At 39.2% G+C, this 23,888-nt stretch carries 21 protein-coding genes; 10 read left to right on the top strand and 11 right to left on the bottom strand.

The features are described from left to right. Positions 1-104: 104 nt before the first annotated feature. The 3 genes from ACKGJO_RS12260 to ACKGJO_RS12250 are packed head-to-tail and all read left to right on the top strand — an operon-like array spanning position 105 to position 1,890. Positions 105-839, top strand: a complete 735-nt coding sequence (locus ACKGJO_RS12260) for a hypothetical protein (RefSeq protein WP_411323731.1) — start codon at positions 105-107, stop codon at positions 837-839. Next, the gene (locus ACKGJO_RS12255; protein ID WP_411323730.1) at positions 836-1,135 is read left to right on the top strand and encodes a hypothetical protein; all 300 of its coding nucleotides are present in this window, start codon (positions 836-838) and stop codon (positions 1,133-1,135) included. The genes ACKGJO_RS12260 and ACKGJO_RS12255 overlap by 4 nt, the downstream gene beginning before the upstream one ends. Continuing rightward, on the top strand, positions 1,132-1,890 hold the full coding sequence (locus tag ACKGJO_RS12250) for an MBL fold metallo-hydrolase (protein ID WP_411323729.1): 759 nt from the start codon (positions 1,132-1,134) through the stop codon (positions 1,888-1,890). The genes ACKGJO_RS12255 and ACKGJO_RS12250 overlap by 4 nt, the downstream gene beginning before the upstream one ends. Position 1,891: 1 nt before the next feature. Here the strand turns inward: ACKGJO_RS12250 and ACKGJO_RS12245 are convergent, their stop codons facing one another. From ACKGJO_RS12245 to ACKGJO_RS12230, 4 genes are all read right to left on the bottom strand, one after another. Further along, positions 1,892-2,977, bottom strand: coding sequence for a mannose-1-phosphate guanylyltransferase (locus ACKGJO_RS12245; protein ID WP_411323728.1), 1,086 nt, complete (start codon positions 2,975-2,977; stop codon positions 1,892-1,894). Between the two features lie 56 nt (positions 2,978-3,033). Further along, the gene (locus tag ACKGJO_RS12240) at positions 3,034-4,116 is read right to left on the bottom strand and encodes a sensor histidine kinase (RefSeq protein WP_411323727.1); all 1,083 of its coding nucleotides are present in this window, start codon (positions 4,114-4,116) and stop codon (positions 3,034-3,036) included. After that, complete coding sequence (locus ACKGJO_RS12235) at positions 4,113-4,790, bottom strand: response regulator transcription factor (RefSeq protein ID WP_411323726.1); 678 nt, start codon at positions 4,788-4,790, stop codon at positions 4,113-4,115. Before ACKGJO_RS12235 ends, ACKGJO_RS12240 begins: the two co-directional genes overlap by 4 nt. A gap of 110 nt (positions 4,791-4,900) precedes the next feature. Next, entirely contained in the window at positions 4,901-5,527 is a 627-nt protein-coding gene (locus ACKGJO_RS12230; protein ID WP_411323725.1) for a 2OG-Fe(II) oxygenase, read from the bottom strand. A 165-nt stretch (positions 5,528-5,692) separates the two neighbouring features. Here ACKGJO_RS12230 and ACKGJO_RS12225 point away from each other — a divergent pair, with 165 nt between their 5' ends. After that, positions 5,693-7,384 carry a potassium channel family protein gene (locus tag ACKGJO_RS12225; RefSeq protein ID WP_411323724.1) on the top strand — a complete coding sequence of 564 codons (1,692 nt, stop codon included), beginning with the start codon at positions 5,693-5,695 and terminating at the stop codon, positions 7,382-7,384. 3 nt (positions 7,385-7,387) lie between these two features. On the opposite strand, the gene ACKGJO_RS12220 is transcribed toward ACKGJO_RS12225, so the two are convergent. Then, a complete protein-coding gene (locus ACKGJO_RS12220; protein WP_411323723.1) occupies positions 7,388-9,106 on the bottom strand; it encodes a carbon starvation CstA family protein in 1,719 nt (572 codons plus the stop codon). A gap of 121 nt (positions 9,107-9,227) precedes the next feature. Here ACKGJO_RS12220 and ACKGJO_RS12215 point away from each other — a divergent pair, with 121 nt between their 5' ends. Together ACKGJO_RS12215 and ACKGJO_RS12210 are read left to right on the top strand one after the other, a co-directional pair. After that, entirely contained in the window at positions 9,228-9,455 is a 228-nt protein-coding gene (locus tag ACKGJO_RS12215) for a DUF3820 family protein (protein WP_411323722.1), read from the top strand. Positions 9,456-9,546: 91 nt separating this feature from the next. Further along, positions 9,547-11,430: a CocE/NonD family hydrolase gene (locus tag ACKGJO_RS12210; RefSeq protein WP_411323721.1), complete on the top strand. Its 1,884-nt coding sequence runs from the start codon at positions 9,547-9,549 to the stop codon at positions 11,428-11,430. Positions 11,431-11,514: 84 nt separating this feature from the next. On the opposite strand, the gene ACKGJO_RS12205 is transcribed toward ACKGJO_RS12210, so the two are convergent. From ACKGJO_RS12205 to ACKGJO_RS12180, 6 genes are all read right to left on the bottom strand, one after another. Further along, on the bottom strand, positions 11,515-12,888 hold the full coding sequence (locus ACKGJO_RS12205) for a RagB/SusD family nutrient uptake outer membrane protein (protein ID WP_411323720.1): 1,374 nt from the start codon (positions 12,886-12,888) through the stop codon (positions 11,515-11,517). An 11-nt stretch (positions 12,889-12,899) separates the two neighbouring features. Then, complete coding sequence (locus ACKGJO_RS12200; RefSeq protein ID WP_411323719.1) at positions 12,900-15,851, bottom strand: SusC/RagA family TonB-linked outer membrane protein; 2,952 nt, start codon at positions 15,849-15,851, stop codon at positions 12,900-12,902. Positions 15,852-16,150: 299 nt separating this feature from the next. Then, complete coding sequence (locus ACKGJO_RS12195; RefSeq protein WP_411323718.1) at positions 16,151-16,750, bottom strand: CPBP family intramembrane glutamic endopeptidase; 600 nt, start codon at positions 16,748-16,750, stop codon at positions 16,151-16,153. Between the two features lie 53 nt (positions 16,751-16,803). Then, positions 16,804-17,643: a DUF2971 domain-containing protein gene (locus tag ACKGJO_RS12190; protein WP_411323717.1), complete on the bottom strand. Its 840-nt coding sequence runs from the start codon at positions 17,641-17,643 to the stop codon at positions 16,804-16,806. A gap of 121 nt (positions 17,644-17,764) precedes the next feature. Next, entirely contained in the window at positions 17,765-18,754 is a 990-nt protein-coding gene (gene purM / locus ACKGJO_RS12185) for a phosphoribosylformylglycinamidine cyclo-ligase (protein ID WP_411324088.1), read from the bottom strand. Positions 18,755-18,778: 24 nt separating this feature from the next. After that, positions 18,779-19,300 carry a YfiT family bacillithiol transferase gene (locus ACKGJO_RS12180; protein ID WP_411323716.1) on the bottom strand — a complete coding sequence of 174 codons (522 nt, stop codon included), beginning with the start codon at positions 19,298-19,300 and terminating at the stop codon, positions 18,779-18,781. A 418-nt stretch (positions 19,301-19,718) separates the two neighbouring features. On the opposite strand from ACKGJO_RS12180, the gene dtd reads away from it, so the two are divergent. The 4 genes from dtd (at position 19,719) to ACKGJO_RS12160 (ending at position 23,776) form a co-directional block, all read left to right on the top strand. Then, positions 19,719-20,159, top strand: coding sequence for a D-aminoacyl-tRNA deacylase (gene dtd, locus ACKGJO_RS12175; protein WP_411323715.1), 441 nt, complete (start codon positions 19,719-19,721; stop codon positions 20,157-20,159). 87 nt (positions 20,160-20,246) lie between these two features. Continuing rightward, positions 20,247-21,134, top strand: a complete 888-nt coding sequence (locus ACKGJO_RS12170; protein WP_411323714.1) for an alkaline phosphatase family protein — start codon at positions 20,247-20,249, stop codon at positions 21,132-21,134. 57 nt (positions 21,135-21,191) lie between these two features. After that, positions 21,192-22,109, top strand: coding sequence for a patatin-like phospholipase family protein (locus ACKGJO_RS12165; protein WP_411323713.1), 918 nt, complete (start codon positions 21,192-21,194; stop codon positions 22,107-22,109). A 104-nt stretch (positions 22,110-22,213) separates the two neighbouring features. Continuing rightward, complete coding sequence (locus ACKGJO_RS12160) at positions 22,214-23,776, top strand: glycerol-3-phosphate dehydrogenase/oxidase (RefSeq protein WP_411323712.1); 1,563 nt, start codon at positions 22,214-22,216, stop codon at positions 23,774-23,776. The last annotated feature ends 112 nt before the right edge of the window (positions 23,777-23,888 follow it).

Genomic DNA, 23,888 nt, shown 5'->3' with positions numbered 1-23,888 from the left:
AAATCCCAAAGACAGTGCTATTAAAATTGATAATATTTTCATAACCGATTAATTATTTAGTTAGGTATTGTTTAAACTGTTATAAGAATCTAAATCATTCCAAAATGAATAAAATTAAGTTAATCCTTTTTTGCTCACTTATCTTGGTGATCTTACCATTCTCTTCACAGGCACAGATGTTTTCAGTTGGAACTGATAACCGTACCAATTTTGGAAATATATATTCACCCTATGCTCGTGCAGGTGTTCAATTCATTGATTTTAAATATAAAGGATCAAATATTGGTAATAATTTGATACATACCCCATTAACATTTAATGGGGAAGCAGCCTATATAGCATATGAATCCTTAGGTTTTAATATAAATGCAGTTTTGGGTAACACCATAACAGGATTAAACAACACCAAGTATTTCAGTTTGAATTTAAACTTCATAAACCCTTTTTATTTGATCAATGGTCAAAGCTTTAAAGCGGGTATACCGGTAAAATTAGACAGCCGTTTGGTATCAGTAAGAAATGATGATATTAATGAGGAGTTTTCACAAACATCTTTAAGTGCGGGTGCAGGTTTAACGGCTGCAATTATAAAACAGAATAGATTTAGTATAACGAGTGAATTTCTCACCTCATACGGTTTTAGTTCAGCAAGTGGGGGGTTTTTGGGAGGAAGTGTATTTAGTTTAAACGGAAATGCCCGAATAAATTTTTATAATTTATTATTCGGTAAGAACATAAGTTTTGGCTATGACTACATTTTTGATTCATATGATATTGATGAAGAGAGATTAGATTATGATCTTTCAGGCCACACAATAACGTTAGGAGTATCATTTTGAAACCCGATAAATTACTTCTTGAATTGGAACAGGTTCTTGAACAGGCAGGATATACTCTAAGAAAAGAAAGAGGATCCTTTAAAGGAGACGAATGCATAATAGAAGGCCAAAAGCTCGTTGTTGTAAATAAAAACAAACCAATTGAGTCTCAACTAGGTACTATGGGGAGGGTATTAGGTGAAATAGATCTTTCAGGCGTATATATAAAACCGGCAGTTAGACGAAAATTAGAAGACCTATGGGAACAGTTACAAGTCACGCCCGTAGAAACCACGGAAGATTTTAAGTTAGAATGAAAGTAACATTTTTAGGTACCGGAACTTCCATGGGCGTACCCGTTGCAGGAGGATTCAGGAGTGAAGAACTTTTTCATGATCCAAGAAATTTTAGAACAAGATGTTCTGCCTGGATACAGCACAAAGGTCAATCTATTCTTATAGATGCCGGGCCCGAATTTAGAATTCAAAGTATACAGGCAAAATTACAGAAGCTCGATCATCTGTTGATAACTCATGAGCATATGGATCATGTTGCAGGCCTTGATGACCTTAGGATCTATTCTTATATCAACAAATCTGCTATACCGGCATATGCCTCCAAAAACTGTATTAAGTCAGTAAGGAGAAGATTTGACTATATGTTTGGTAAAAACAAATATCCGGGCTCAACCTCATTAAAATTAATTGAAGCAGAAGATGAGTTTTCGTTGGGAAACCTAAAAATCACTACATTACCGGTAATGCATGGTAAAACTGAAGTTTTCGGATATCGCATAAATAACTTTTCATATGTAACTGATGTGAAAGATATTCCTGATTCAACACTGGAAAAGATAAGAGGTTCAAAAGTCCTGGTATTAGGAGCCCTCCGCTGGAATCCTGAACACCCCACTCACCTAACTATTCCACAAGCTGTAGAGATCATCGAAGAACTGAAGATACCGGAAGCTTATCTTATACATATGAATAGTTATGTAGATCATGAGCAGACTAATAAAAATTTACCTGATCATATTAAACTAGCCTATGACCAACAGGTCATTAACGTTTGATCTATAAAAATTTCTTCAAATCAGGGTTTGACTTAAGTTGTTCTACAATATCTTTCACATTTTGGGCATTTTCGAGGTTACAAACTAATATAGCGTGTTCGGTTTCTACAACGGCTACATTATCCACGCCGACCAATGAAATCATTTTACCGCTTTCAGAATAGACATAACTGTTATTTGTTTCACTGAATGTAGAATTTTGTGATTTAACTACATTACCGGTTTCATCTTTTTCGCCTAGGTCGTATACAGCTGTCCAGCTGCCTACATCATTCCATCCAAAATCTCCGGGCACTACAAATACTTCTTTAGCGTGCTCCATGATCCCATAATCAATAGAAATGGATTCACATGACTGGTAAAATTGATCGATAGACTCTTTATGATTTACTTCAAAGAGACCATCATTGGCTTTTAATACCTTTTTATACATTCCCGGTAAATGCTTTTCAAATTCATCCAGAATAGTCTCTGCTTTCCAAATAAACATACCACTGTTCCAATAATAATTACCTTCCTGAAGAAATCTATTTGCCGTTTCCAGATCAGGTTTTTCTTTAAAGGCTTTAACGGAATAAACATCCTTACCATTAACTTTCTCTGATTTTGATATATCACCCTGAATATATCCGTAGCCGGTCTCCGGTCGGTCAGGTTCGATCCCGATAGTAACAAGATTTGACCCTGACTTCGCTTTTTCTATAGCTGCAGTGAGATATTCCTTAAAAGCATCAGGTTGCTCAATATGATGATCAGCGGGCAACACGACCATCACTGCCTCCGGGTCTTTTTTATAGAGTAATTGAGCTGCAATAGCTACACAAGGGGCAGTGTTTTTTGCAACCGGTTCACCTATTATATTTTCCTCAGGGACAGATGGAAGCTGATCCTTAACTATATCTACGTAGTTGTCATTAGTCACAACCAGTATCCTTTCCTGAGGTATCATGGATTCTATCCGCCTGGCAGTATTCTGAATCATGGTTCCTTCACCAAACAGAGAAAGAAATTGTTTAGGTAATTCTTTTATGCTTCTTGGCCAAAAGCGAGTTCCGGATCCCCCGGCCATTATAACTGCGTATATCATAATATCAGCTTCGTTTTATATTACTTTATTTAGCAAAGAAGGTAAGATATTATTGATCAAACCTGAACCAGGTCTGCTCTTGTAAGACTGATCGTGAATGTGGATCCTTTATTAGGCTCACTTTTAATAGTGAATTTCTCCCCGTGAGCTTCCATGATATGTTTTACGATCGCTAATCCCAGCCCGGTTCCACCTCTCTCACGTGATCTGGATTTATCTACCCTAAAAAACCTTTCCGTGACCCTGGGAATATCTTTCTCATCAATACCCATTCCTGTATCAACTACTGAAACAAAAACTTTTTCCTGCTGTTTCGGTTTTGTAAACACCGATACTTCGACTTTCCCTTTGGGTACGTTATATTTAATGCCATTTTCGATAAGATTTATCAATACTTGCTTGAGTTGATTCTTATCTGCCTTGACCTTGATACTACGATCAAAATCATTGATAATAAGTTGAATGCCTTCCTTTTCAGCTTTGTAATTCAGGCTTTCAATAATATCATTCAAAATCTCAAACAGATAAACCTCTTCTATTTCAGACTTTAGTTCACCGGTTTCCAATTTAGATATCTCCATGAGATCCTTGGTAAGGTAAATCAATCGGTTTACATTTCTCATGGCTTTCCTGAGAAAATCCCTGTTGACCTCTTCATCCTCAAGAGCACCATTTAGCAGAGTTTCTATAAAACCCTGAATAGCAAAGATGGGAGTTTTAAGCTCGTGAGATATATCCCCTATAAATTCCTTACGATAATTTTCGATACGGTTTAAACGCTGAATCTCTCTTTCTGTAGTCCGACTGGATTTTATTCCCTGCTTGATCAGATAATCCAATTCATCTTTCTTGCCAAAGGGGATATCGTTGTATTCAATAAATCGTTTTCGAGATATGTTTTTGAACATTCTTTCGATGATATCAAATCTTTTCCCCGTAAGCCTCAACGTAACTATATAGCCAACTACAAAAATTAAAGCAGCTGAAATTGCGGAGAGAAAGGCTGCATCTGAAGCATCAATGTCAAAACCAAGCAATGAGATCAAAAACAGTACGACGGAAGAAATTATCGAAACTAAAAAGCCTAACCGAATTCCGAGTCTATAAATCCCTTTATTTGTCTTTGTGGATTTACTCATTCCTTAAATCTGTATCCGACTCCTTTAATGGTTTCAATGTAATGATCGCCCAATTTTTCACGGATCTTTCTGACATGAACATCAACAGTTCTATCTACCACATAGATATTATCTCCCCATACTTTATTGAGAAGAGTTTGTCGATCTCTGACTTTACCCTTTCGGCTTGCCAGATAATATAAAAGTTCAAATTCCTTGCGGGGAAGTTGAAATTCTTCATCATCTCGAGTAACTATATACCTGTCTTTATCTATAACGAGGTCATGTACTTCAAGGCGATTAACTTCTTCTTCAGTTTCATCAAATCGACGGAGGACAGCTTTGATCCTTGAGATCAATTTTGTAGTACTTATGGGTTTTGTTATATAGTCATCCCCACCCTTGTTTAGCCCTTCAACTTCGGTCTTCTCATCACTGCGGGCCGTCAAAAATATGATAGGGATTGATTTCAGTTGATCATCCTTGCGCATTTTTTCAACAGCTTCCATGCCGTCCATCTTAGGCATCATAATATCCATTAAAACAAGATCAGGATTAAATTCTTTTGCTCTCTCAATACCTTCTTCCCCATTTTCAGCTTTTATAACATTAAAGCCTTCTTTTTTCAGATTATATTCAATGAGATCTAAAAGGTCTTTTTCATCGTCAACGACAAGAATTGTTTTATCAGCCACAATAACGGGATTTAGATGCTGGGATTTAATTATACAATGGTACTAATGTACTGTATTAATAGAAAATTTGTAGCCATTAAGAAATTGTTATGGGATCACGGTCAATGTTTTTAACCGAGCAGATACCCAATACCTGCAGGTTGATGTAAAAGCCATCCCGTTAGGCTATACCTTGGAACATTAGTGGTAAGCACCTCGTGTTCTATTACATCGCTTTTAAATAAGAGAAGTCTTTTTGCCACCGGTTCTACTAAAATTTCTTCTCCTTCATTATAGATAACGAGTTCCCCACCGTCCCCTTTTTTCCAATCCTTATTTAAATATATAAGAACGGTGATCTGCCGGTTTGTTCTTTCGTTGAATTGATCAAGATGCCGGTGGTAATGGGAACCTGCAGGGTATTTGGCGATATGAAATTCAGAACCTGATAAACTCAAATAGCAAAATCGCTTTAACATTTGGATGAGTTCATCCTTTAACTCAAAAAATGGTTTTAACACCGTATCTCTTTCCTCTTCAAGCCAATAAATAAAATCACCTCGTATCTCAGCTTTCACTAAAAAATCTTGCTGAGCACCAATGCCTGCTTTTTTTAATTTATCGGCTGATTCCATTTCATGAAAAAAATCCATGATGTTTGAAAACAAGGCCTCACTTATGAAATCATCAACGATCACATAATCATTTTTAGCCAGTTGGTCCATCCAAACCAGCCATTTTTCTTCAGTATAATGCATGGATCAATTTTTTGATAAGCTGTTGGTTTCTCTTGAATCAAAATAAATATACCTGTTTTAAGAAAGGAAAGTATAGACGCATATATTATTTTCCGAATTATGACTTTCTTAAACAAAACACCTAAAGCTATTTCTTTTCAATAAGCTAACCCTCATATTATATAAATGAAATTCTTTACCTCACAGCTCAGCTATTTTGTTGCTAACCGTAATACCAAGATTAACATAAAGCGACTCATCCGTTTTGTGCTGATACTGATAGCCATGATCCTTGTATTCGGTGTTCTGTTTCATGAGATCATGGCTATGGAAGGTCAGGACCACTCTTGGTTAACAGGCTTTTATTGGACGTTAACGACCATGACTACGCTCGGTTTTGGTGATATAACCTTCCAGTCTGATCTGGGTAGAATGTTTTCTATCGTAGTTTTGGGAACCGGTGTTATATCACTTCTGATCATGCTGCCATTCACTTTTATTGAGTTTTTCTACGCTCCATGGATGGAAGCACAACACAGGGCCCGAGCTCCCCGTGAATTGCCGGACGATACCAGTGGACATATCATCATTACCAGTTTTGATGCTATCACGCGGTCACTCATCCAAAAACTTGATCAATACGGGCATGAGTATGTACTGCTGGTAAATGAACTTGAACAGGCTTTAGACCTCTACGATGAAGGTTATAGGGTTATGGTAGGTGAACCGGATGATCCCGAAACATTTCGGAAAATGCATGTTGAAAAAGCAGCATTGGTTTACACCGGTGGGGATGATATGTTTAACTCTAACATTGCACATACGATCAGAGAACTAACAGAAGAAGTAAAGATCATATCCTCGGCAAATTCCTATGACTCAATGGATGTCTTGAAGTTAGCCGGAAGCGATCATGTACTACACATGGGGAATATTTTAGGGCGGGCGCTTTCACGAAGAACGCTTGGGCAAGACGCGAGAGTACATACCGTTGGTCGGTTCGGTAAATTAATTATCGCAGAAGCCACAACTTTTGATACCCCACTGGTTGGCAAAACGCTCAAAGAAAGTAAGATCAGAGAGAATTTTGGAATAAATGTTGTTGGTGTTTGGGAAAGAGGGGATTTTTATAGCGCACATCCGGATCTTGAGATCCACCCTCACAGTGTATTGGTACTTGCAGGAACGGTAGACCAACTCAGAAAGTATGATGAGCTTTTTGGTATTTATGGTATAAGTGATGAGCCACTTATCATAATAGGTGCCGGAAGAGTTGGCAGAGCCACAGCACGTCACTTAAAACAGAGAAACATTAAATACAGGATCATAGATAAAGATCCCGATCGTGTTCTGGATACTGAAGATTTCATTTTGGGTGATGCTGCAGATCTTGATACACTTAAAAAAGCCGGTATAGATAATGCTCCAAACGTCATAATCACCACTAATCAGGATGATGTTAACATTTATCTTACTATTTACTGCAGAAGCCTTCGTCCAAATATTCATATTGTATCAAGATCTACATTTGAGAGAAATGTCAATACTCTTCACCGCGCAGGTGCCGATTTTGTGATGAGTTATGCCGCTATGGGTGCCAATGCTATATTCAATATTTTTGAAGATAATGACATTGTAATGGTAGCCCAGGGACTTAATGTATTTAGCCTGCAAACCCCTGAAAAGCTCATCGGCAAAACATTGGTAGAGATGGACATTCGTAATAAGACCGGCTGTAATGTAATTGCATATCAAGTTAAAGGAGAGCAACGGATCAACCCTGATCCAAATGATCCTATCCCGCCAAACAGTGAGATCATCTTGATCGGTAAATCAGAAGATGAGCAACGCTTTATTGAATATTATAAAAAAGAATAGCCTTTACTCTTTTTTTCGGATCAAAACTACCGCTTCCAAAATGATCCAAATGGTAAAACCCAGAATAATGGCACCAAATATGAATAACAGCATGTTTGCATCGTTGCCGCTGTAGCCCGACCAGTCAAAGATCACTTGCTCTGTCATAGCCCACAGTGTCATGGCCATCAAAAATATCATAGGAATCAAAGTAAAGACAATTGATCTACCCTGCCTTTTCAGCCATATGGTAACTAACAGCAAACTTATACCGGCTAATAACTGATTGGATGTACCAAACAATGGCCATAATAGATATCCTCCTGAACCGATTCCCCTTGGCCCTTCAGGTATCAGCACCAAAGCTGCACTGGCTCCTACAGCAATGAGTGTTGAAGTGTGCACTTTAGTCAACGGTTTAACATTGTATTCCCCACCCAGCTCATTAAGAATATATCGCATCAACCGAACAGAAGTATCCAGAGTGGTTGCAGCAAAACTGATCACAATAACCGCAATTATGGTTTTAGCGGCTTCAAGTGGAATCATCAATGATGTGGCAAGTTGCGCAGCACCTTCCACAAAAATATTCAACCCAACGGCTCCTGCTTCTGAAAAGGAATGATACACATCTGTAAACTCACCCGTGGTATTAAAATAAGTTACAACGGCTACGATAGTGATCAATGCCAGCGCTCCCTCGCCAACAGCCCCAAGATATCCAACAAACCGTGCATCTGTTTCTTTATCCAGCTGCTTGGCTGTTGTTCCTGATGAAACCAATCCATGGAAGCCGGAAATGGCACCACAAGCGATCGTTATAAACAATAAGGGAAACCAACTTACATCATTAGCTTCCGTGTTTGTTACAGGTGCGGTAATTTCAGGATTACTCACAAACAAACCTAAATAGAGGATCAAAAGTCCCAAAACCAACTGATAAGCATTGATCAGATCCCTGGGTTGCAACAATTTCCAAACGGGTAAGGTGGAAGCAAAATATACATAGACCATCAGCACCATGATCCATACAAAAAAGGCCATTTCTATTCCGGTCAAGCCGAAGATCACATTAGAATCAGCTCCGCCAAAATATTGAACCAGATCAATTTGAAGCAGAGGAACGTAACTTGCAATAATGGCCGTAAAATACATCACAAATAATACCACTATAGACGGTACTACCATATTCCCACTCTTTCGATAGGCTCTGATCCCGATCCAGATGGCAAGAGGTATTTGAATAAATATGGATAAGACCGTGGCCGGAAAATTGATGAATAGATTAGAAATGACCCATGCGAAAACAGCATTTACCATCAAGACTAGGATCAAAATAATAAACAGGAATAGCAATTTCGCTCTGTGACCAACCAGTTTATCTGCAAGGGTACCAACAGATTGCCCTTTATTACGCACAGATAAGACAAGAGTACCAAAATCATGAACACCGGCAGCAAGTATAGTCCCAAACACAACCCACAACATAGCCGGCAACCAACCCCAGTAAACAGCAATAGCCGGACCAACAATGGGGGCTGCCCCCGCAATAGATGTAAAGTGATGCCCGAGAAGAACAAATTTATTAGCCGGCACATAATCCACATCATCCTGGAATTCGTGTGCCGGGGTCATATAATCTGGATTTAGCCGATAGATCTTTTCAGCCAAAAACTTCGAATAATACCGGTAACCAATAAAGAATAGAAAAAGAGAAAGTGCCGCTACCCAGCTTGCCTGCATAAAGTTATCTCATTTAATTTCAGAATACTCAGCCATAAAGCATCTTATTTACTACATTTCATTTTGTTATGCAAACTTCAGCAACCACCATCACAGCTAATACAAACATTTAACATTTCCGGTGTACGACTCAACATTTCTAATCAAATTAGTTCAGGCTAAAATGCCCTTTGGTAAATACAAAGACCGATATATTACTAGCCTGCCTGTACATTATCTTGAGTGGTTTTCAAGAAAGGGGTTTCCGAACGGGCAGCTCGGTCAATACCTGGCCACTATGTTTGAGATCAAAACCAATGGCCTTGATGACATTCTAAATCCGATCATAAAGGAGTATCGTTACAAGTGATTCGAACGATTCATAAATAATTGTAACAACAAGTTTATTATTTGTACAAATAAAGTACATTACGTTTGTATTTCTAACTAACTCCTTCCTTATGAAACGTTTATCCCTTTCCCTCCTAGTAATTCTCACCCTTTCATTATCGATCAATTCATTCGCTCAGGAAGTAAATATCCTTGAGGAACTCGAAAAGATCGCCGTTATCGACCAAAAGGTCATGATGCCTATGGGTGATGGCGTAAGACTGGCAACTGATATTTATCGCCCAAAAACAGACGGACCGGTTCCGATCATATTTTCTAGAACCCCTTACAATTTCAATACCTACCGTGATGGTGAATTATCAACCAGAACCTTAAATACAGCCCTGGAAGCTGTCAAAAGGGGCTATGCTTATGTTGTTCAAAATGAACGTGGCCGATTCTTTTCAGAAGGTAACTGGAATATTCTTGGAACACCTCTAACAGATGGTTACGATGCTTTTACCTGGATGTCTGAACAAGACTGGAGCAATGGCAAAGTGGGAACACTTGGATGTTCTTCAACCGCGGAATGGCAAATGGCTGTAGCAGCAATGGATCACCCCGCACATGCTGCTATGGTCCCTCAGGGCTACGGTGCCGGTGTTGGACGTATCGGTGAATACTACGAGCAAGGAAACTGGTACCGGGGCGGCGCAGGACAAATGCTCTTTACAGCTTGGCTATATTCAACCCAGCACGATCCTATGGCACCGGAATTACCAAAAGGTATATCACAGGAAGATCTGCTTCGTTTACAACGTTTTTATGATATGGCTCCTGAATATCCACGAGTTGATTGGTCAGAAGCATTAAGGCATCTGCCGGTGGAAGATATCATAGAAAATGTAAATGGACCCGAAGGTATTTATGAAGATATGATCACCCGAAAGCCAAACGATCCAGAATGGTATCAAGGTGGTTTGTATCATGACGATATGGATTTTGGTGTTCCAAGTTTTTGGTTTGTTTCCTGGTATGACGTTTCCTCAAGCCCAAATCTGGCGCTTTTCAACTATGTAAGAGAAAATGCTTCCGATCCTGAGATCAGAGATAACCAATACCTTGTTATTGCTCCGACCCTACATTGCGGCTATACACGTGCTACTGAAAATACCGTTGTTGGTGAACGTAGTGTAGGTGATGCAACCCTGCCCTATAATGAGATGGTCTACGACTGGTTCGATTTTTGGCTTAAAGGAGAACAAAATAATGTCACCGAAGAAATGCCAAGAGTTCGCTATTTCACTATGGGTATGAATGAATGGCAAACTGCCGATCAATGGCCACCAAAAAATGCAGAAATGACGACGTATTATTTAGACAGTGATGGAAGGGCCAATTCGAGATTGGGAGATGGTATTTTAACTGACTCTGCACCAAACAGTGATAATCCTGATTCATTTACCTACGACCCAATGCATCCGGTTCCTTCCTATGGAGGAAATGTTTGCTGTACCGGAAATGCCGTTCAAGGAGGGGCATTTGATCAGCAGAAAATGGAATTGAGAGATGATATCCTGGTTTACACATCCGAACCGCTTGAAGAGGGAATTGAAGTCAGTGGTTTTATTGAGTCAAAATTGTTTCTGTCTTCAGATGTAAAAGACACAGATATCACCATAAAACTGATAGACGTTTATCCTGATGGAAGGGCATACAATCTTGATGAAACCATACAAAGAGTTCGCTATCGTGAAGGATATGAAAAAGAAGTGTTTATGGAAGAAGGAAAGGTATATGAGGTTAACCTGACACCGATGTCTACCAGTAATTATTTTGAGAAAGGTCATCGCATAAGAATTGAGATCACCAGTTCCAACTTCCCGCGGTTTGACCGAAACCTTAATACCGGCGGCAATAATTACGATGAAACTGAAGGAGTTACAGCTACCAATTCGATTCATCATTCCAGGGAGTATCCAAGCCAGATCAGGCTTCCAATCGTTAAGAATTGATCAGATAAACCAAAATATAAAGACATTAAAAAAGGCTGTGTTATTAAACACAGCCTTTTTAATAATTGGAAAATTTAAATTTCCTTAGTTGTTGTTTTCCCAGTTTGTTTCACTTGTTGGTCTTTCTAACTGTGTAAACACCGTTCCATAACGAGCATCGATCTCGTTGAGACGATCATATCTTCTGGCATCTATCCAGCGGTGACCGCCTTCTGCCCAAAGAGAATAACGTCGCTCAAACAATACTTGGTCGATCACTTCTCCCGTGTTTGCTAAGGCAACCGGAGGTAGTCCCCAAGTATCTCGGATTAGATTAACCGCTGCTTCCGCATCTGCAATATCCGTTCCCTGATTTCTCTGAGCCAAAGCTTCAGCATAAATAAGGATCAACTCCTCATTTCTCAGGTACGGGATAGGTGATGTGTTACTTGCCCATCTCGCATCCTGGTATTCAGCATCTACAGGAATATTAGCGTTTGATACCGGATCAGCTCGCTGATAAAATTTATTGGCAACACGTTGGTCACCCGCTTCTGCATCATCGATCATTGAAGGATGAACCACCATTATCTGGTTGGTATTAGCATCCAATGGATAAAACAGAGGATTGAATGCATCCGGTGGATTTCCATACACATGGTATACACCAACATTCATGCTAGCCTCACCTGCAGTGAGATCCATGAATGAATCATCTAAAGCATCCAGTGCACCGGTCCAGTCTTCTGCATAAATAGAAGCACGTGCTTTTATAGCACGATTAACCTGTTGCAAACCTGCAACTGAATCGAAACCATACTCACCAAAGCCTTCTGTTAAACTAAAGGGCAATGTTGATGATGCACCGTTAAGATCAGAATTCGCTTCATCCAGTAGATTCAGTATTTCTGTCAAAGCCTCATCGTAACCAAGAAATGGTCCCGGGTTAAGTGGCTCGTCAACATCAAATCGGATTCCGTTCTGATATTGGCCATGTAGCGGGATCAAATACTGAAACGCTTTGATCGTTTTGGCAAAACCTAAAATTGCATTCTTTTCTGCATCAGTAACACTGGTTGTGTTTTCTGCTGCTCCAATAAGCAAATTAGCTTGTTTTATTGTCTGATAAGGTGTGTTATAAACTCCGCCTGATCCGAAGAAATTTGGATAGGGAGTTATTCCCTCCTGTCCTAACCAGTCAATGGTAAATCGTGGATCTGATTCAAAAAATGCCCACACTTCACGGCCAAATGATCCGTAGAGTTCCGTAGCATTATCCACATAATTACGATGACGAGCTTCGAGACCCGTTACCATATTTTGGAGTTCACCTTTAGAGGCATCTTGTAAGACGCCTGCAACGGATGGGTTGTTAGGATCTAAAACCTCATCAACCTCCGTTAAATTACAACCTGTCATCATAAAAGCTGATAACAGTACAATAGTAGTACTAAATATGTAATGTTTAATATTTTTCATGATAATCATTCTTAAAAGTCGAGGTTAATGTGAAAGAAAACTCTCCTTGAACTCGGATAAGGAGTAACCTCTACCGATTGAGCCACAGGCTGAGCACCAAAGTTAGAAACCTCAGGATCATAGCTGTTGTAATCGGAGAATAAGAGAAGATTCTTACCTGAAACACCTAATCTGATTCGTTCAACGTTTAAACTTTCAACCAAGTTAGTTGGTACCGTATAGTAGAAACCAACTTCTCTTAGCTTCAGATAAGTTGCATCATCAACAAAACGACTAGGATTAAAAGGACCACGATCAAGGCCGTTTGGAACACCATCATTATCAGAATCTTCACTCCAATCGGGTGTGTTTCCACCACCATCAAGCAAGAATCTTGTCAGGTCAATGTTATCAGCTCCTTTGCTGTATTGAAACAAGAAACTAAACTCAAAATTAGCAAGGAAGTTAAGCTCATTATACCAAGACATCTGGAAGTCAGGCTGAGCATCACCATAAAAAGTGAGACCGGGATCCTGAGGATTACCAACGATCGTAGTCGGTGAATATCCTTCACGGATCAGATACTGACCGAGTGAAAGTCCAAATCCACCGGTTTCATACGATGGAATATCCAATCTTGTGATCTCTGAATCATTCTTCCAGTACAACAACTTGGAAACCCACGATAAGTTAGCTGTTCGTACAGGAGATGTGGTCAAAGTAAGCTCCAAACCTTTGTTTTCAAGATCAGCAGCATTAGTTGCAATGGCACTGATACCGGTTGAGGCAGGGGGGCTTTGGTCAAGGATCAGATCACGTACTTCTTTGATGTAGTAAGTAGCTTCTAAACCAATCTTACCTTGGAATACGCTAATGTCTGCACCAAATTCGATCTCACTGGCTGTTTCAGGTTTCAGATTAGGATCGATAGCTCTTGTTGAGATAACGGATCCAAGATTTCCACCAATATTAACACCGCCTAGTGCTTCAAATGTAGAACCAAAAGAGGCTTTACCACCTGTTTCACCATAGGCTGTTCTCAGTTTTAACTGATCGATCTGATCGATATTCCAGAAACCAAAATTGGTAAGGTTAGCTGCAAGAGAAGCCTTTGGAAAAGCATAGAACTCATTTTGCTTGGCATTCAGTGTTGATTTATCAAATCGAACACCTAAAGTACCTATCAACTTGTCTTCCCAGTTGATCTCTTCTTGTGCAACCAATCCTATTTCAGAAACTTCCTGGAATCTCTGACCGAAGACAGACTGTACCTGAGCCTGATTTAAGTTCGTTTGACCCGGAGCCAAACCTCTACCTCTATTCAACAGACGATTGGATTCTTCATAGATACGAGTATAACCCAACTGCGTACTAAAATTAAATCCTTCAACATCAATATTGTGAACCAGGAAGGCTTGCAAATTCAGATTAAAATTATCCTGCTTACCATGAATCACATCACCTGGAGTAGAACTTGCCTGCTGGGACTGAAACCACTCAGGGAAATACACTTCAGAGTTTGCATTCAGGTAATCAAAACCAACCTGCGTATTAAAACTCAGGAAGCTATTCTCATCAGAATAAAGCTGGGCTTCCAGTCCAAGACTCTGCAAGAACCGATTTACGATCTGATTGTTAACCGCATGATCGCGCAGCGCATATGGATTTTCTGCGAAATAAGGGTTGTTTGGATATACACCATTTTCATCAGGTCTCAGATCTGCATAACTGGGAACGTATGCGATATTGTATCCAATACTACCACCGGTACCATTCTGGTTTCCGGTAAATCCGCGATCTGAATCAGTTCTGATAAAGTTAGAAGTGGATGAAACTGAAATATTATTATTTATCGAATGGTCTACATTCAACCTAATATTATTTCTGTTAAACCCGGTATTCTTAATTATACCTTCTTCGTCCTGAAGTCCGGCACTTAAATAGAACTGTGTTTTATCACTACCACCGGAGGCACTTATTTGGGTGTTGGTAAGTAAACCGTTCTCACCATACATCTCTTCCTCATAATCCAGGAGATTTCCATTTTGCTGAAATTTTGCTAATTCTTCTGTAAGACTAGCTCCACTGTATAATAGGTTGATCTTATCTTCACTCCACTTATCAAATCCAAGCAGATTCAAAGCACTGGCAAAACCAACGTCTTGTTTAATACTAACTCTGGTGTCTCCTGCTTTACCTTTTTTGGTTGTAATGATAATTACACCGGCATTGGCGCGACTACCATAAATAGCAGCAGCAGAAGGACCTTTAAGAACCTCAATAGATTCGATGTCTTCCGGATTAAGATCAGATACACGGCTGGCAACACCATCCTGACTTGGTCCACCGGCACCACTTACAGAAGAACGTCCAGTTGAGATAACTGAGTTATCGACATAGATACCGTCAATAACATAGAGTGGCTGAGATGAACCTGCACCAAGCGTTGAAATACCGCGTAACTGTACGTTGCTACCACCACCGGGAGCACCACCACTGGCAACAATATTAACACCGGGAAGTTTACCCGATAAAGCGGCATCAACAGACTCATTTACAGTTGTTCCGGCAAGTTCCTCAGCAGATACTGTACTTACAGCATTAGCCAGGTTACTTCGTTTCACATTTGAGGCAAGACCGGAAACGACGATCTCATCAAGTCTGGAAATATCCGGACGCAATTCAATATCAAGTTCAACAACTGAATTACCGTCTCGGTTGACCTCCATAGTTCTTGTTATATAACCCACATAGGTTATTCTTAGGGTAGCTGATTCTCCTTGTACCTCCAAAGAGAATTCGCCATCAATGTTTGTAGCAGCACCACCACCTGAATCTACATTCAGTATGGTAACACCAAACAATGGTTCATTACTTTCTGCATCGGTGATCGTACCTGTCACCGTAAATTGTGCATAAGCACTGGCAGTAAGAACAAACAGCGACAATGCAAATGACAACGCGTGTTTGTAGAAGTTTTTCATATAGCGTGAATTTAAGTTAGAGTTAGTTAGTGCACATCTAAATACTTCCTTAGTTGGAAGTCACGCTAATTACCTAAATGAGAGCTAAACCTCAATAGCCTAATAAGAAAAGACAGGACGGATCATAAAAATTAATAAATTATATAAGTACATATTAATTATATTTTTATGATGATTTAATATTCAAAATATATTAACTTTTTAGTCTGTCCTTTAAAAAAATTTTACAGTCAAATGCACAATACAGTCCAAAAACAGGGTTCATTGCATACATATAAGTTTAAAAATAATGGTCCTTTTTACTTCTTTTGGATCAATATGAGCATAACAAGATCATAAACAGAGTGAGCTATCATGGCTGCGATCAGTCCAACATATAAAGCAAGAAATCCAAGCATCAAACTCAGACCGAACATCATCAGTCCAAATAGAATATGTCCCGGTGACTTGAACTTGAAATAGCCATGGATCCCAATAAATATGATGGATGTAAATACATTTCCGATCAGTGGCTGAATTGCTCCTCTGAATAATATTTCCTCACCGGCACCGGCAAATACTGATATCTGTATCTTATCAAAGAGAGAAAAATGGACTGTTGAAAGAGCTTTAAAGACTGAAAAATCAGAAAGCACATTTGAGACTGGTGGTATTTTGATGATCAGAAATATAATAGCAGATGATAGTAAACCGGCCCCCACCCCAAAACCAACCTGTTCAAAAACCATATAGTTACTGTCAAATAGATCAACCACCCAGCCTTCGTGCAAGTATTTTATAATGAGCAGTGATATAAAAAGGTAGATATTGGCCGAAACCACCGACATGATCAACAGCTTTCCGGTGGTTAATCCCGATAGATCATTCTTCTTTTGATCGAACTGAGTTTCATTTTCCATAAAACGAAAATAAGGCGAGTAATTAAGAGCTGAAAACTAGAACCGGAATCAATTCAATAAATGGAACACGAATGAGGTTGATTTTGCGGATTATTTGGATATAAAGGTAACAATACCCAATCTATCTCATCAGCCCTGTTAGTAACACAACATTGATAAACTGGTAATCCAAATTGATATAACTGAGGTAACAGTAAATCATCAAATCTTTCACCAACTACTATTCCTATCAGGGCATCTTTAAAATTAATTTTTATATCACTTTCCTTTTGATCAATTATTAAATAACGGTATTCATTTTCATTTGACCAGCTGGAATCTTTATAAAAGAATAAGTCGTCCATATATTTTTCATAGTGATCAAAGACCAATTCTTTGCCACTTTTATTTTCATTAATCTTAACCGTTTTTAAATCGACAAAAGGATTCTTAATATCTTCATATGTGAGGGCTTTACTCCTAATTATTTCATAATCAGATACTTTTCTATAAAAAATCGTATCTAATTCTTCCTTACTAAAAATGAGACAAATTCCCTGATGATTTTCTCCATACCTATCCCACATCATCATGTTACCAAAAGAGCTTGTTTTTACTTTAAAATCATCTTTATGATTTGATATTGAACAGCAAAAGCTTTTCGCTTTTACAGTAGTTAAATCAGTCTCATTATTAATCTCTTTTCTTAGTTTTTGTAAAACTTCTTCAGTTAAATTTTGTGCACTAATTCCATTTATTTTTCCTTTATACTCAAAAGGATCATTTGAATAAATGATTGGATTAAATCTGATACTTTTATCTTTAAGTATGTAATTAACAGCAGTTTCTCTTCTTGTGTAATGAGCAACAATTTTTTGCTCTTGATCTAATTTTAATATGTCTTTTATATCCATGTGCTAAACTTATTTTAATTAGCAGTTAGCACAGATTATGGCATTAACTCTCTCTTATCAATACCTATTTTATAGCTATATTAAATAATTACTTAGAGTATTTCATATTAAAGATATAAAATTACTCTACAGCCCCAACTTCAAATACCTCTTCTCCCAAATCTTTTGCTTTTTTCTTCACAGCATCTATTTCATCTTCAGAAACCACGGCGATCAACCCGATTCCTAAATTGAAAGTAGCCTGCATGTCATCTTCGGGTACGTTACCAACTTCTTTGATCAGATTATAGACGGGAGGGCGTTCCCAGGCATCCCAGTTAATATTGAGTTTCAGTCCATCAGGGAGAATACGCTTTGTGTTTCCAACAATACCACCACCGGTGATATGTGAAAACCCATTCACACCTTTTAGTGTTTTCAATTCTGTGATCAATGACAAATAAGAGCGGTGAACCTTTAGAAGTTCATCACCAACCGTACTGCCAAGATCTTCCACATAATTCTCAACTTTGTACTTACTGAACAGCACTTTTCGGGCTAAGGAGTATCCGTTGGTATGTAAGCCTGAACTTTTAAATCCCAGAAGCACATCGCCTTTTTGAATTTCCGATCCATTGATCACCTCGTCTTCATCTACAATACCAACGATGGTTCCGGCCAGATCAAATTCACCTTCATCGTAGATATCCGGCATTTCAGCTGTTTCACCACCTATCAGGGCTACTCCATTTTCTTTACAGGCTTTGGCAAATCCCTTTACCACATCCACACCGACATGTTGCTCAAGCTTTCCGGTTGAAAAATAATCCAGGAAGAAAAGAGGTTTGGCCCCACACACAGCAACATCATTTACACAGTGATTTACCAGATCCTGCCCAACGGTATCATACTTACCGGTTTTAAAAGCGACGATCAATTTTGTTCCAACGCCATCAACAGAACTTACAAATACTGGTTTTTTATATGAACCAAGATCCGGTCTGAAAAAACCACCAAACCCACCGATATTGGTAAGTACTTCCGGACCATGAGTGTCTTTAACTACACCCTTTATGGATTCGACCATTTCTTCACCGGCTTTGATATCAACTCCGGAATCTTTGTAGGTCATTTGTTTTTTATCAGACATAGATCGCTATGATTTTTCGTGTTGGGTTACTAGTCGTATGTGTGCTAAATGATGGTTTGAATGCCAGGCGTATAGCGCAGCAGATTTTGCCAGAGTAAATGAACCTGCTCCCGGCTTAGTGTAAGAACGTTTCCATTGCTCTTCATCCAGACATTCATAAATGCGGATCATCTTTTCATGAGTATCTTCCAGCATTTGAAGGGTAAGCTCCAGTGGTATTTCAAATTGATCCTCAATTCTCACCCAAGCATTTTGATCATAAACTCTTATTACCGGATCATCTTCAGTAAGAGCCGTTTTAATTCTGATAACAGCATTGGTATGGGCGTCAAGTAAATGAGTGATCACCTCTCTGATAGTCCAACCATCATCCCGATAAGGGATCATGAGAACATCATCAGAACAGTCCTCAATTTCATTCCTGATACGTTCTGGAAGTAAGGCAATATCATCCATGCAGGATTCACGATCTTCTTGTGAATGATCTTCTGAGAACGAAAGTTTTCCTATGGGATATTGCTTATTCATGACACACAAATATAGAAGGATTATCAGAGTGTTTTAAGTACTTTTTCCGATTCTTTTCCACACCAAAGAGATTATAAGTATGAGATTTATATAGTTTAGTAATAGTAGTAGAGGCTGTGGATAAGTGGATAACTTTTTTATCCAATTTTATATCACCTACTGATAATTATTGTGGATAGATTTGTTTATAACTCGTTCATATAAATCAGTACTTTAACAGGGGTAACATAAAATTGTTCACATTTCTATATACTTTATACATAAAAAAGATCGAATAGCTGTTAACACCAAAAGTTATTCTTTTTGGATGTTGATAGTCTTGAATGTTTGTGGAATCATGTGCACAATTATGAGTGTTTTTAGTTATCCAATATTTGTTATCGAGTAATCCACATAGTAATCCACATATCAACAGTTTATGAAGGCAGTTATTCAGCGCGTTAGTTCATCATCCGTCATGATAGATAATGAGATCACCGGAGCCATAGATCAGGGGCTTTTAATCTTGATCGGCATCCATGAAAATGATAAAAGAGAGCAAATGGAGTGGCTCTGTAACAAGATAACTAAACTGCGGATCTTTGAGGATGAAGATGGAAAAATGAACCGATCTGTTCAGGATGTGAATGGAGGAATATTATTGGTTTCACAGTTTACCTTATATGCCAATTCAGATAAGGGAACCCGGCCAAGTTTTATTGAGGCAGCTAAACCTGACAAAGCGGAGCCCATGTATGAGGAAATGATCGAGTGGTTTAAAGCTAATACTGACCTCGACATCCAAACCGGAGAATTTGGTGCTATGATGAGTGTAAAGCTAGTTAATGACGGCCCGGTAACGATCATTTTGGAGAAGTAAGAGATACTTTCTGGTTTGACGATTCAAAGTCGGTCTGACCAATTGTCTGATTAGATGGATTTCAATATTGAATTAAGAATAATATACATGTCAGTTATATTCATATTTATTGATGGGGTCGGTTTGGGTAAAGAATCCCCTGAAAATCCATTTTTTAACAACAGATATGAGTCATTTGAAATTCTAACCAATGGATCATTTAACTCAAGAGCAGAACCAAAATTAGAAAAAGATCTACTCTTTAAACCTATTGATGCCAACCTTGGCATAGAAGGTCTGCCCCAAAGCGGAACCGGACAGACCACTCTGTTCACCGGTCGAAATGCTGCAAAGGAAATCGGAAAGCATTTTGGTCCCTTTCCTCACACAGGTATAAAACGGTTCTTGAAAAAGGAAAGTGTATTTCACGCGGTCTTGGAAAGAGATAAAAGGCCATACTTTCTGAATGCCTACCCTCCGATATTCTTTGAACATGCAAAAAAGCGTAATCGATGGAGCTGTACCACTCTTATGACCAAAAGCTCCGGCATAAAACTGAACACCATCGAGGATGTGCTGAATGAGACAGCCCTGACAGCAGAGATCGTACAAAATGTCTGGAGGGAAAAACTTGGAATTGATATACCAAAAATCACTCCAACCGATGCAGCTAAAAGACTATTGAATGTGGTACCGGAACATGACCTTATACTATATGAATACTATCTGACTGACAAAGCAGGTCATAGCCAAAAAAATGAGGATGCACAACGCGTATTGAAACCTCTGGATGAGTTTCTGCTGTATATTATAAATAAGATGAAAAGCTCGGATACTTTGGTCATTACCAGTGATCATGGTAACCTTGAAGATCTTTCCACTAAAACGCATACCCGAAATAAAGTACCATTATTTGTTTTGGGAAATCATGTTCATCAATTTGAAAAGACAGAAAGTCTGGTTGATGTGAAAGACGGGATTATTTCGTTTATTTAGTGATATTGATTATAGAAAATATGACTATATGCAAATGTTGAACAACCATGGTTTAATATGAAAGACAACGAAAAAGGAGAACCTGAAAAGACTAAGGGCAAGGTTCATTTAGTACTTGGAAGTGGCGGAGCACGAGGAATTGCTCATATAGCAGTGATAGAGGAACTTGAAAAGGCCGGTTATGAGATAATAGAGGTTATTGGCTGTTCAATGGGGGCTGTGGTAGGAGGCATTTATGCAGCCGGTCACTTAAAGGATTATAAGGAGTGGATACTTAATCTTAATAAGAAAGCTGTATTTGATCTGTTGGATTTTACCTTTGCCAAGCAGGGTTTTGTTAAAGGGGAAAAGCTTTTTGCCAAGCATGTAGAGGTAACCGGTCAAGAACAAATTGATGAATTTCCTATTCCATTTACAGCCGTAGCAACCGACATGCGTCATCATAAAGAGGTACATTTCACAAAAGGAGATCTGTATAAAGCCCTTCGTGCCTCAGTCTCCATACCCGGATTTTTTGTTCCTGTGGTTGAAGATGGAATGGTTTTAGTGGATGGGGGTGTACTTAACCCTCTTCCCATTAATCTTGTTAAAAAGCAGGAAGAAGCAATAATTGTAGCTGTTAACCTTAATGGTAAACCGGATCAAAAATTTAATAAAAAACCCAAAACTGAGCCTGATACTTTAGATGAAGTTCAGAAATGGTTTAATAAAGTACTGCCAGATTCTATGAAATCGAAAAGTAAGACAAAACAAAAAGCAGAATTACCGGCCAAAGAGGAATCATTTTCATTGATCGAATTGATGGACAGTACTTTCAGTTTTACACAGGATAGATTAACGGACCTAATGATCGAAATGTACAAACCGGATCATCTCATCGACATCCCAAGAAATGCGTGCGGGGTCTTTGATTTCGATCAGGGGAAACGGGTCTACGATATTGGAAAGAACTCCTATCAAAAAGTTCTAGGTTAGCATATATGATAAAAGGGTTTGCCTAAGAACCTAATTTATTTCCAGATTATATCTATTTGTTTCATATTATTTCAGATAACCAACTATAGAAAAAAGGAGCCTATATGAACAGGTCTAAGATTATTGAAGAAGTTAAAAATTTCAACGATTACTGGGATGTGGTGGTTATAGGTGGGGGTGCTACCGGATTGGGAGTTGGAGTTGATGCCGCATCACGGGGCTATAAAACCTTACTTCTTGAAATGCATGATTTTGCGAAAGGGACCTCAAGCAGAAGCACAAAACTTGTACATGGCGGAGTCAGGTATTTGCAACAGGGTGATGTTTCTCTGGTGATAGAAGCCTTGCATGAACGAGGATTACTGATACAAAACGCCCCTCACTTGGTGAGTCATCAGTCGTTTATTGTGCCAAGTTATGAGTGGTGGAATGGGCCTTTTTATGGTGTAGGAATGAAAGTATATGATGCATTGGCAGGTAAATTGGGCATCAATAAGTCAAAAAACCTGTCCAAGGAGAAGACACTGGAGAAAATCCCTACTTTGGAACCTGAAGGCTTACGTGGTGGCGTGATCTATTATGACGGTCAGTTTGATGACTCCCGCTTATCCATAAACCTGGCACAGACTATGCATGATGAAGGAGGTTTTCCTCTTAACTATATGAAGGTAACGGGATTGAAAAAAAATGGTCAGGATCTTGTTGAAGGGGTGAAGATCCGCGATATGCTTATTGGAGAAGACTTTGAAGTAAGCGCACGTGTGGTTGTTAATGCAACTGGTATCTTTACGGATGATATCCTGGAAATGGATGAGGAAGGCCACACTAAGATCATACAGTATGCACAGGGAATTCACATTGTATTGGATAAGGAGTTTTTGCCGGGTGATTCTGCTATTATGGTGCCCCACACAGATGACGGGCGCGTATTATTTGCGGTTCCGTGGCATGATAAAGTGATTGTTGGCACAACAGATACTGCGGTTGATAAAGCGACCCTCGAGCCGGTTGCCCTGGAGGAAGAGATAGAGTTTGTATTACGGCACGCAGCTCAGTATCTGACCAAAGATCCTGAAAGAAAGGATGTGAAAAGTGTATTTGCTGGAATTCGTCCACTTGTAAGTCCGGCTGATGCCAAGGATACCTCCGAGATCTCAAGAAGTCATCATATTCAGGTTTCCGAATCCGGCTTGGTTACCATAGCCGGCGGAAAGTGGACAACTTATAGAAAGATGGCGGAGGATACGATCGATCAGGCTGCGATGGTTGCCGGTCTGGATGTTAAAGAAACGCCTACCAAAGAACTTCGCATTCACGGTTGGCTGAAGAATGTAAATAGGGATGATCACTTGTATGTGTATGGATCTGATAAGGTAGCCCTGGAAAAACTCATAAAAAACGAACCGAAGTTGGGAGAAAGACTTCACCCTGACTTGCCTTATTTGAAAGCCGAAGTGATCTGGGCGGTTCGAAACGAAATGGCACAAACCATTGAGGATATACTTTCTCGCCGAACCCGTGCTTTACTGCTGGATGCTAAAGCCAGTGTGGAAATGGCACCGGAAGTTGGTAGGCTCATAGCCCGCGAATTCGGCAAAGATGAGGCTTGGGTGAAACAGGAAGTGAAGGAATACAAGCAGGTGGCGAAGAATTATATTCTGGTGTAGCGAGTAGGTAGCCAATACCGAACACTGTCCTCTCTCTGATTTCCAGCAAAGCTGAAATCGGTCTCTCTCCGAAGAGAGACAGGTTCTTGGCAGATTAAGCAGTCTGGACTTG

The organism is Gracilimonas qinghaiensis (assembly GCF_046602855.1).
GTDB lineage: Bacteria > Bacteroidota > Rhodothermia > Balneolales > Balneolaceae > Gracilimonas.
This window is presented reverse-complemented; position numbering and strand designations above follow the sequence as displayed.

Coding starts and splice junctions, on each gene's coding strand:
- ACKGJO_RS12260 (WP_411323731.1), top strand. CDS start 105: ATGAATAAAATTAAGTTAATCCTTTTTTGCTCACTTATCTTGGTGATC.
- ACKGJO_RS12250 (WP_411323729.1), top strand. CDS start 1,132: ATGAAAGTAACATTTTTAGGTACCGGAACTTCCATGGGCGTACCCGTT.
- ACKGJO_RS12245 (WP_411323728.1), bottom strand. CDS start 2,977: ATGATATACGCAGTTATAATGGCCGGGGGATCCGGAACTCGCTTTTGG.
- ACKGJO_RS12240 (WP_411323727.1), bottom strand. CDS start 4,116: ATGAGTAAATCCACAAAGACAAATAAAGGGATTTATAGACTCGGAATT.
- ACKGJO_RS12230 (WP_411323725.1), bottom strand. CDS start 5,527: ATGCATTATACTGAAGAAAAATGGCTGGTTTGGATGGACCAACTGGCT.
- ACKGJO_RS12225 (WP_411323724.1), top strand. CDS start 5,693: ATGAAATTCTTTACCTCACAGCTCAGCTATTTTGTTGCTAACCGTAAT.
- ACKGJO_RS12220 (WP_411323723.1), bottom strand. CDS start 9,106: ATGCAGGCAAGCTGGGTAGCGGCACTTTCTCTTTTTCTATTCTTTATT.
- ACKGJO_RS12210 (WP_411323721.1), top strand. CDS start 9,547: ATGAAACGTTTATCCCTTTCCCTCCTAGTAATTCTCACCCTTTCATTA.
- ACKGJO_RS12205 (WP_411323720.1), bottom strand. CDS start 12,888: ATGAAAAATATTAAACATTACATATTTAGTACTACTATTGTACTGTTA.
- ACKGJO_RS12200 (WP_411323719.1), bottom strand. CDS start 15,851: ATGAAAAACTTCTACAAACACGCGTTGTCATTTGCATTGTCGCTGTTT.
- ACKGJO_RS12195 (WP_411323718.1), bottom strand. CDS start 16,750: ATGGAAAATGAAACTCAGTTCGATCAAAAGAAGAATGATCTATCGGGA.
- ACKGJO_RS12190 (WP_411323717.1), bottom strand. CDS start 17,643: ATGGATATAAAAGACATATTAAAATTAGATCAAGAGCAAAAAATTGTT.
- purM (WP_411324088.1), bottom strand. CDS start 18,754: ATGACCTACAAAGATTCCGGAGTTGATATCAAAGCCGGTGAAGAAATG.
- ACKGJO_RS12180 (WP_411323716.1), bottom strand. CDS start 19,300: ATGAATAAGCAATATCCCATAGGAAAACTTTCGTTCTCAGAAGATCAT.
- dtd (WP_411323715.1), top strand. CDS start 19,719: ATGAAGGCAGTTATTCAGCGCGTTAGTTCATCATCCGTCATGATAGAT.
- ACKGJO_RS12170 (WP_411323714.1), top strand. CDS start 20,247: ATGTCAGTTATATTCATATTTATTGATGGGGTCGGTTTGGGTAAAGAA.
- ACKGJO_RS12165 (WP_411323713.1), top strand. CDS start 21,192: ATGAAAGACAACGAAAAAGGAGAACCTGAAAAGACTAAGGGCAAGGTT.
- ACKGJO_RS12160 (WP_411323712.1), top strand. CDS start 22,214: ATGAACAGGTCTAAGATTATTGAAGAAGTTAAAAATTTCAACGATTAC.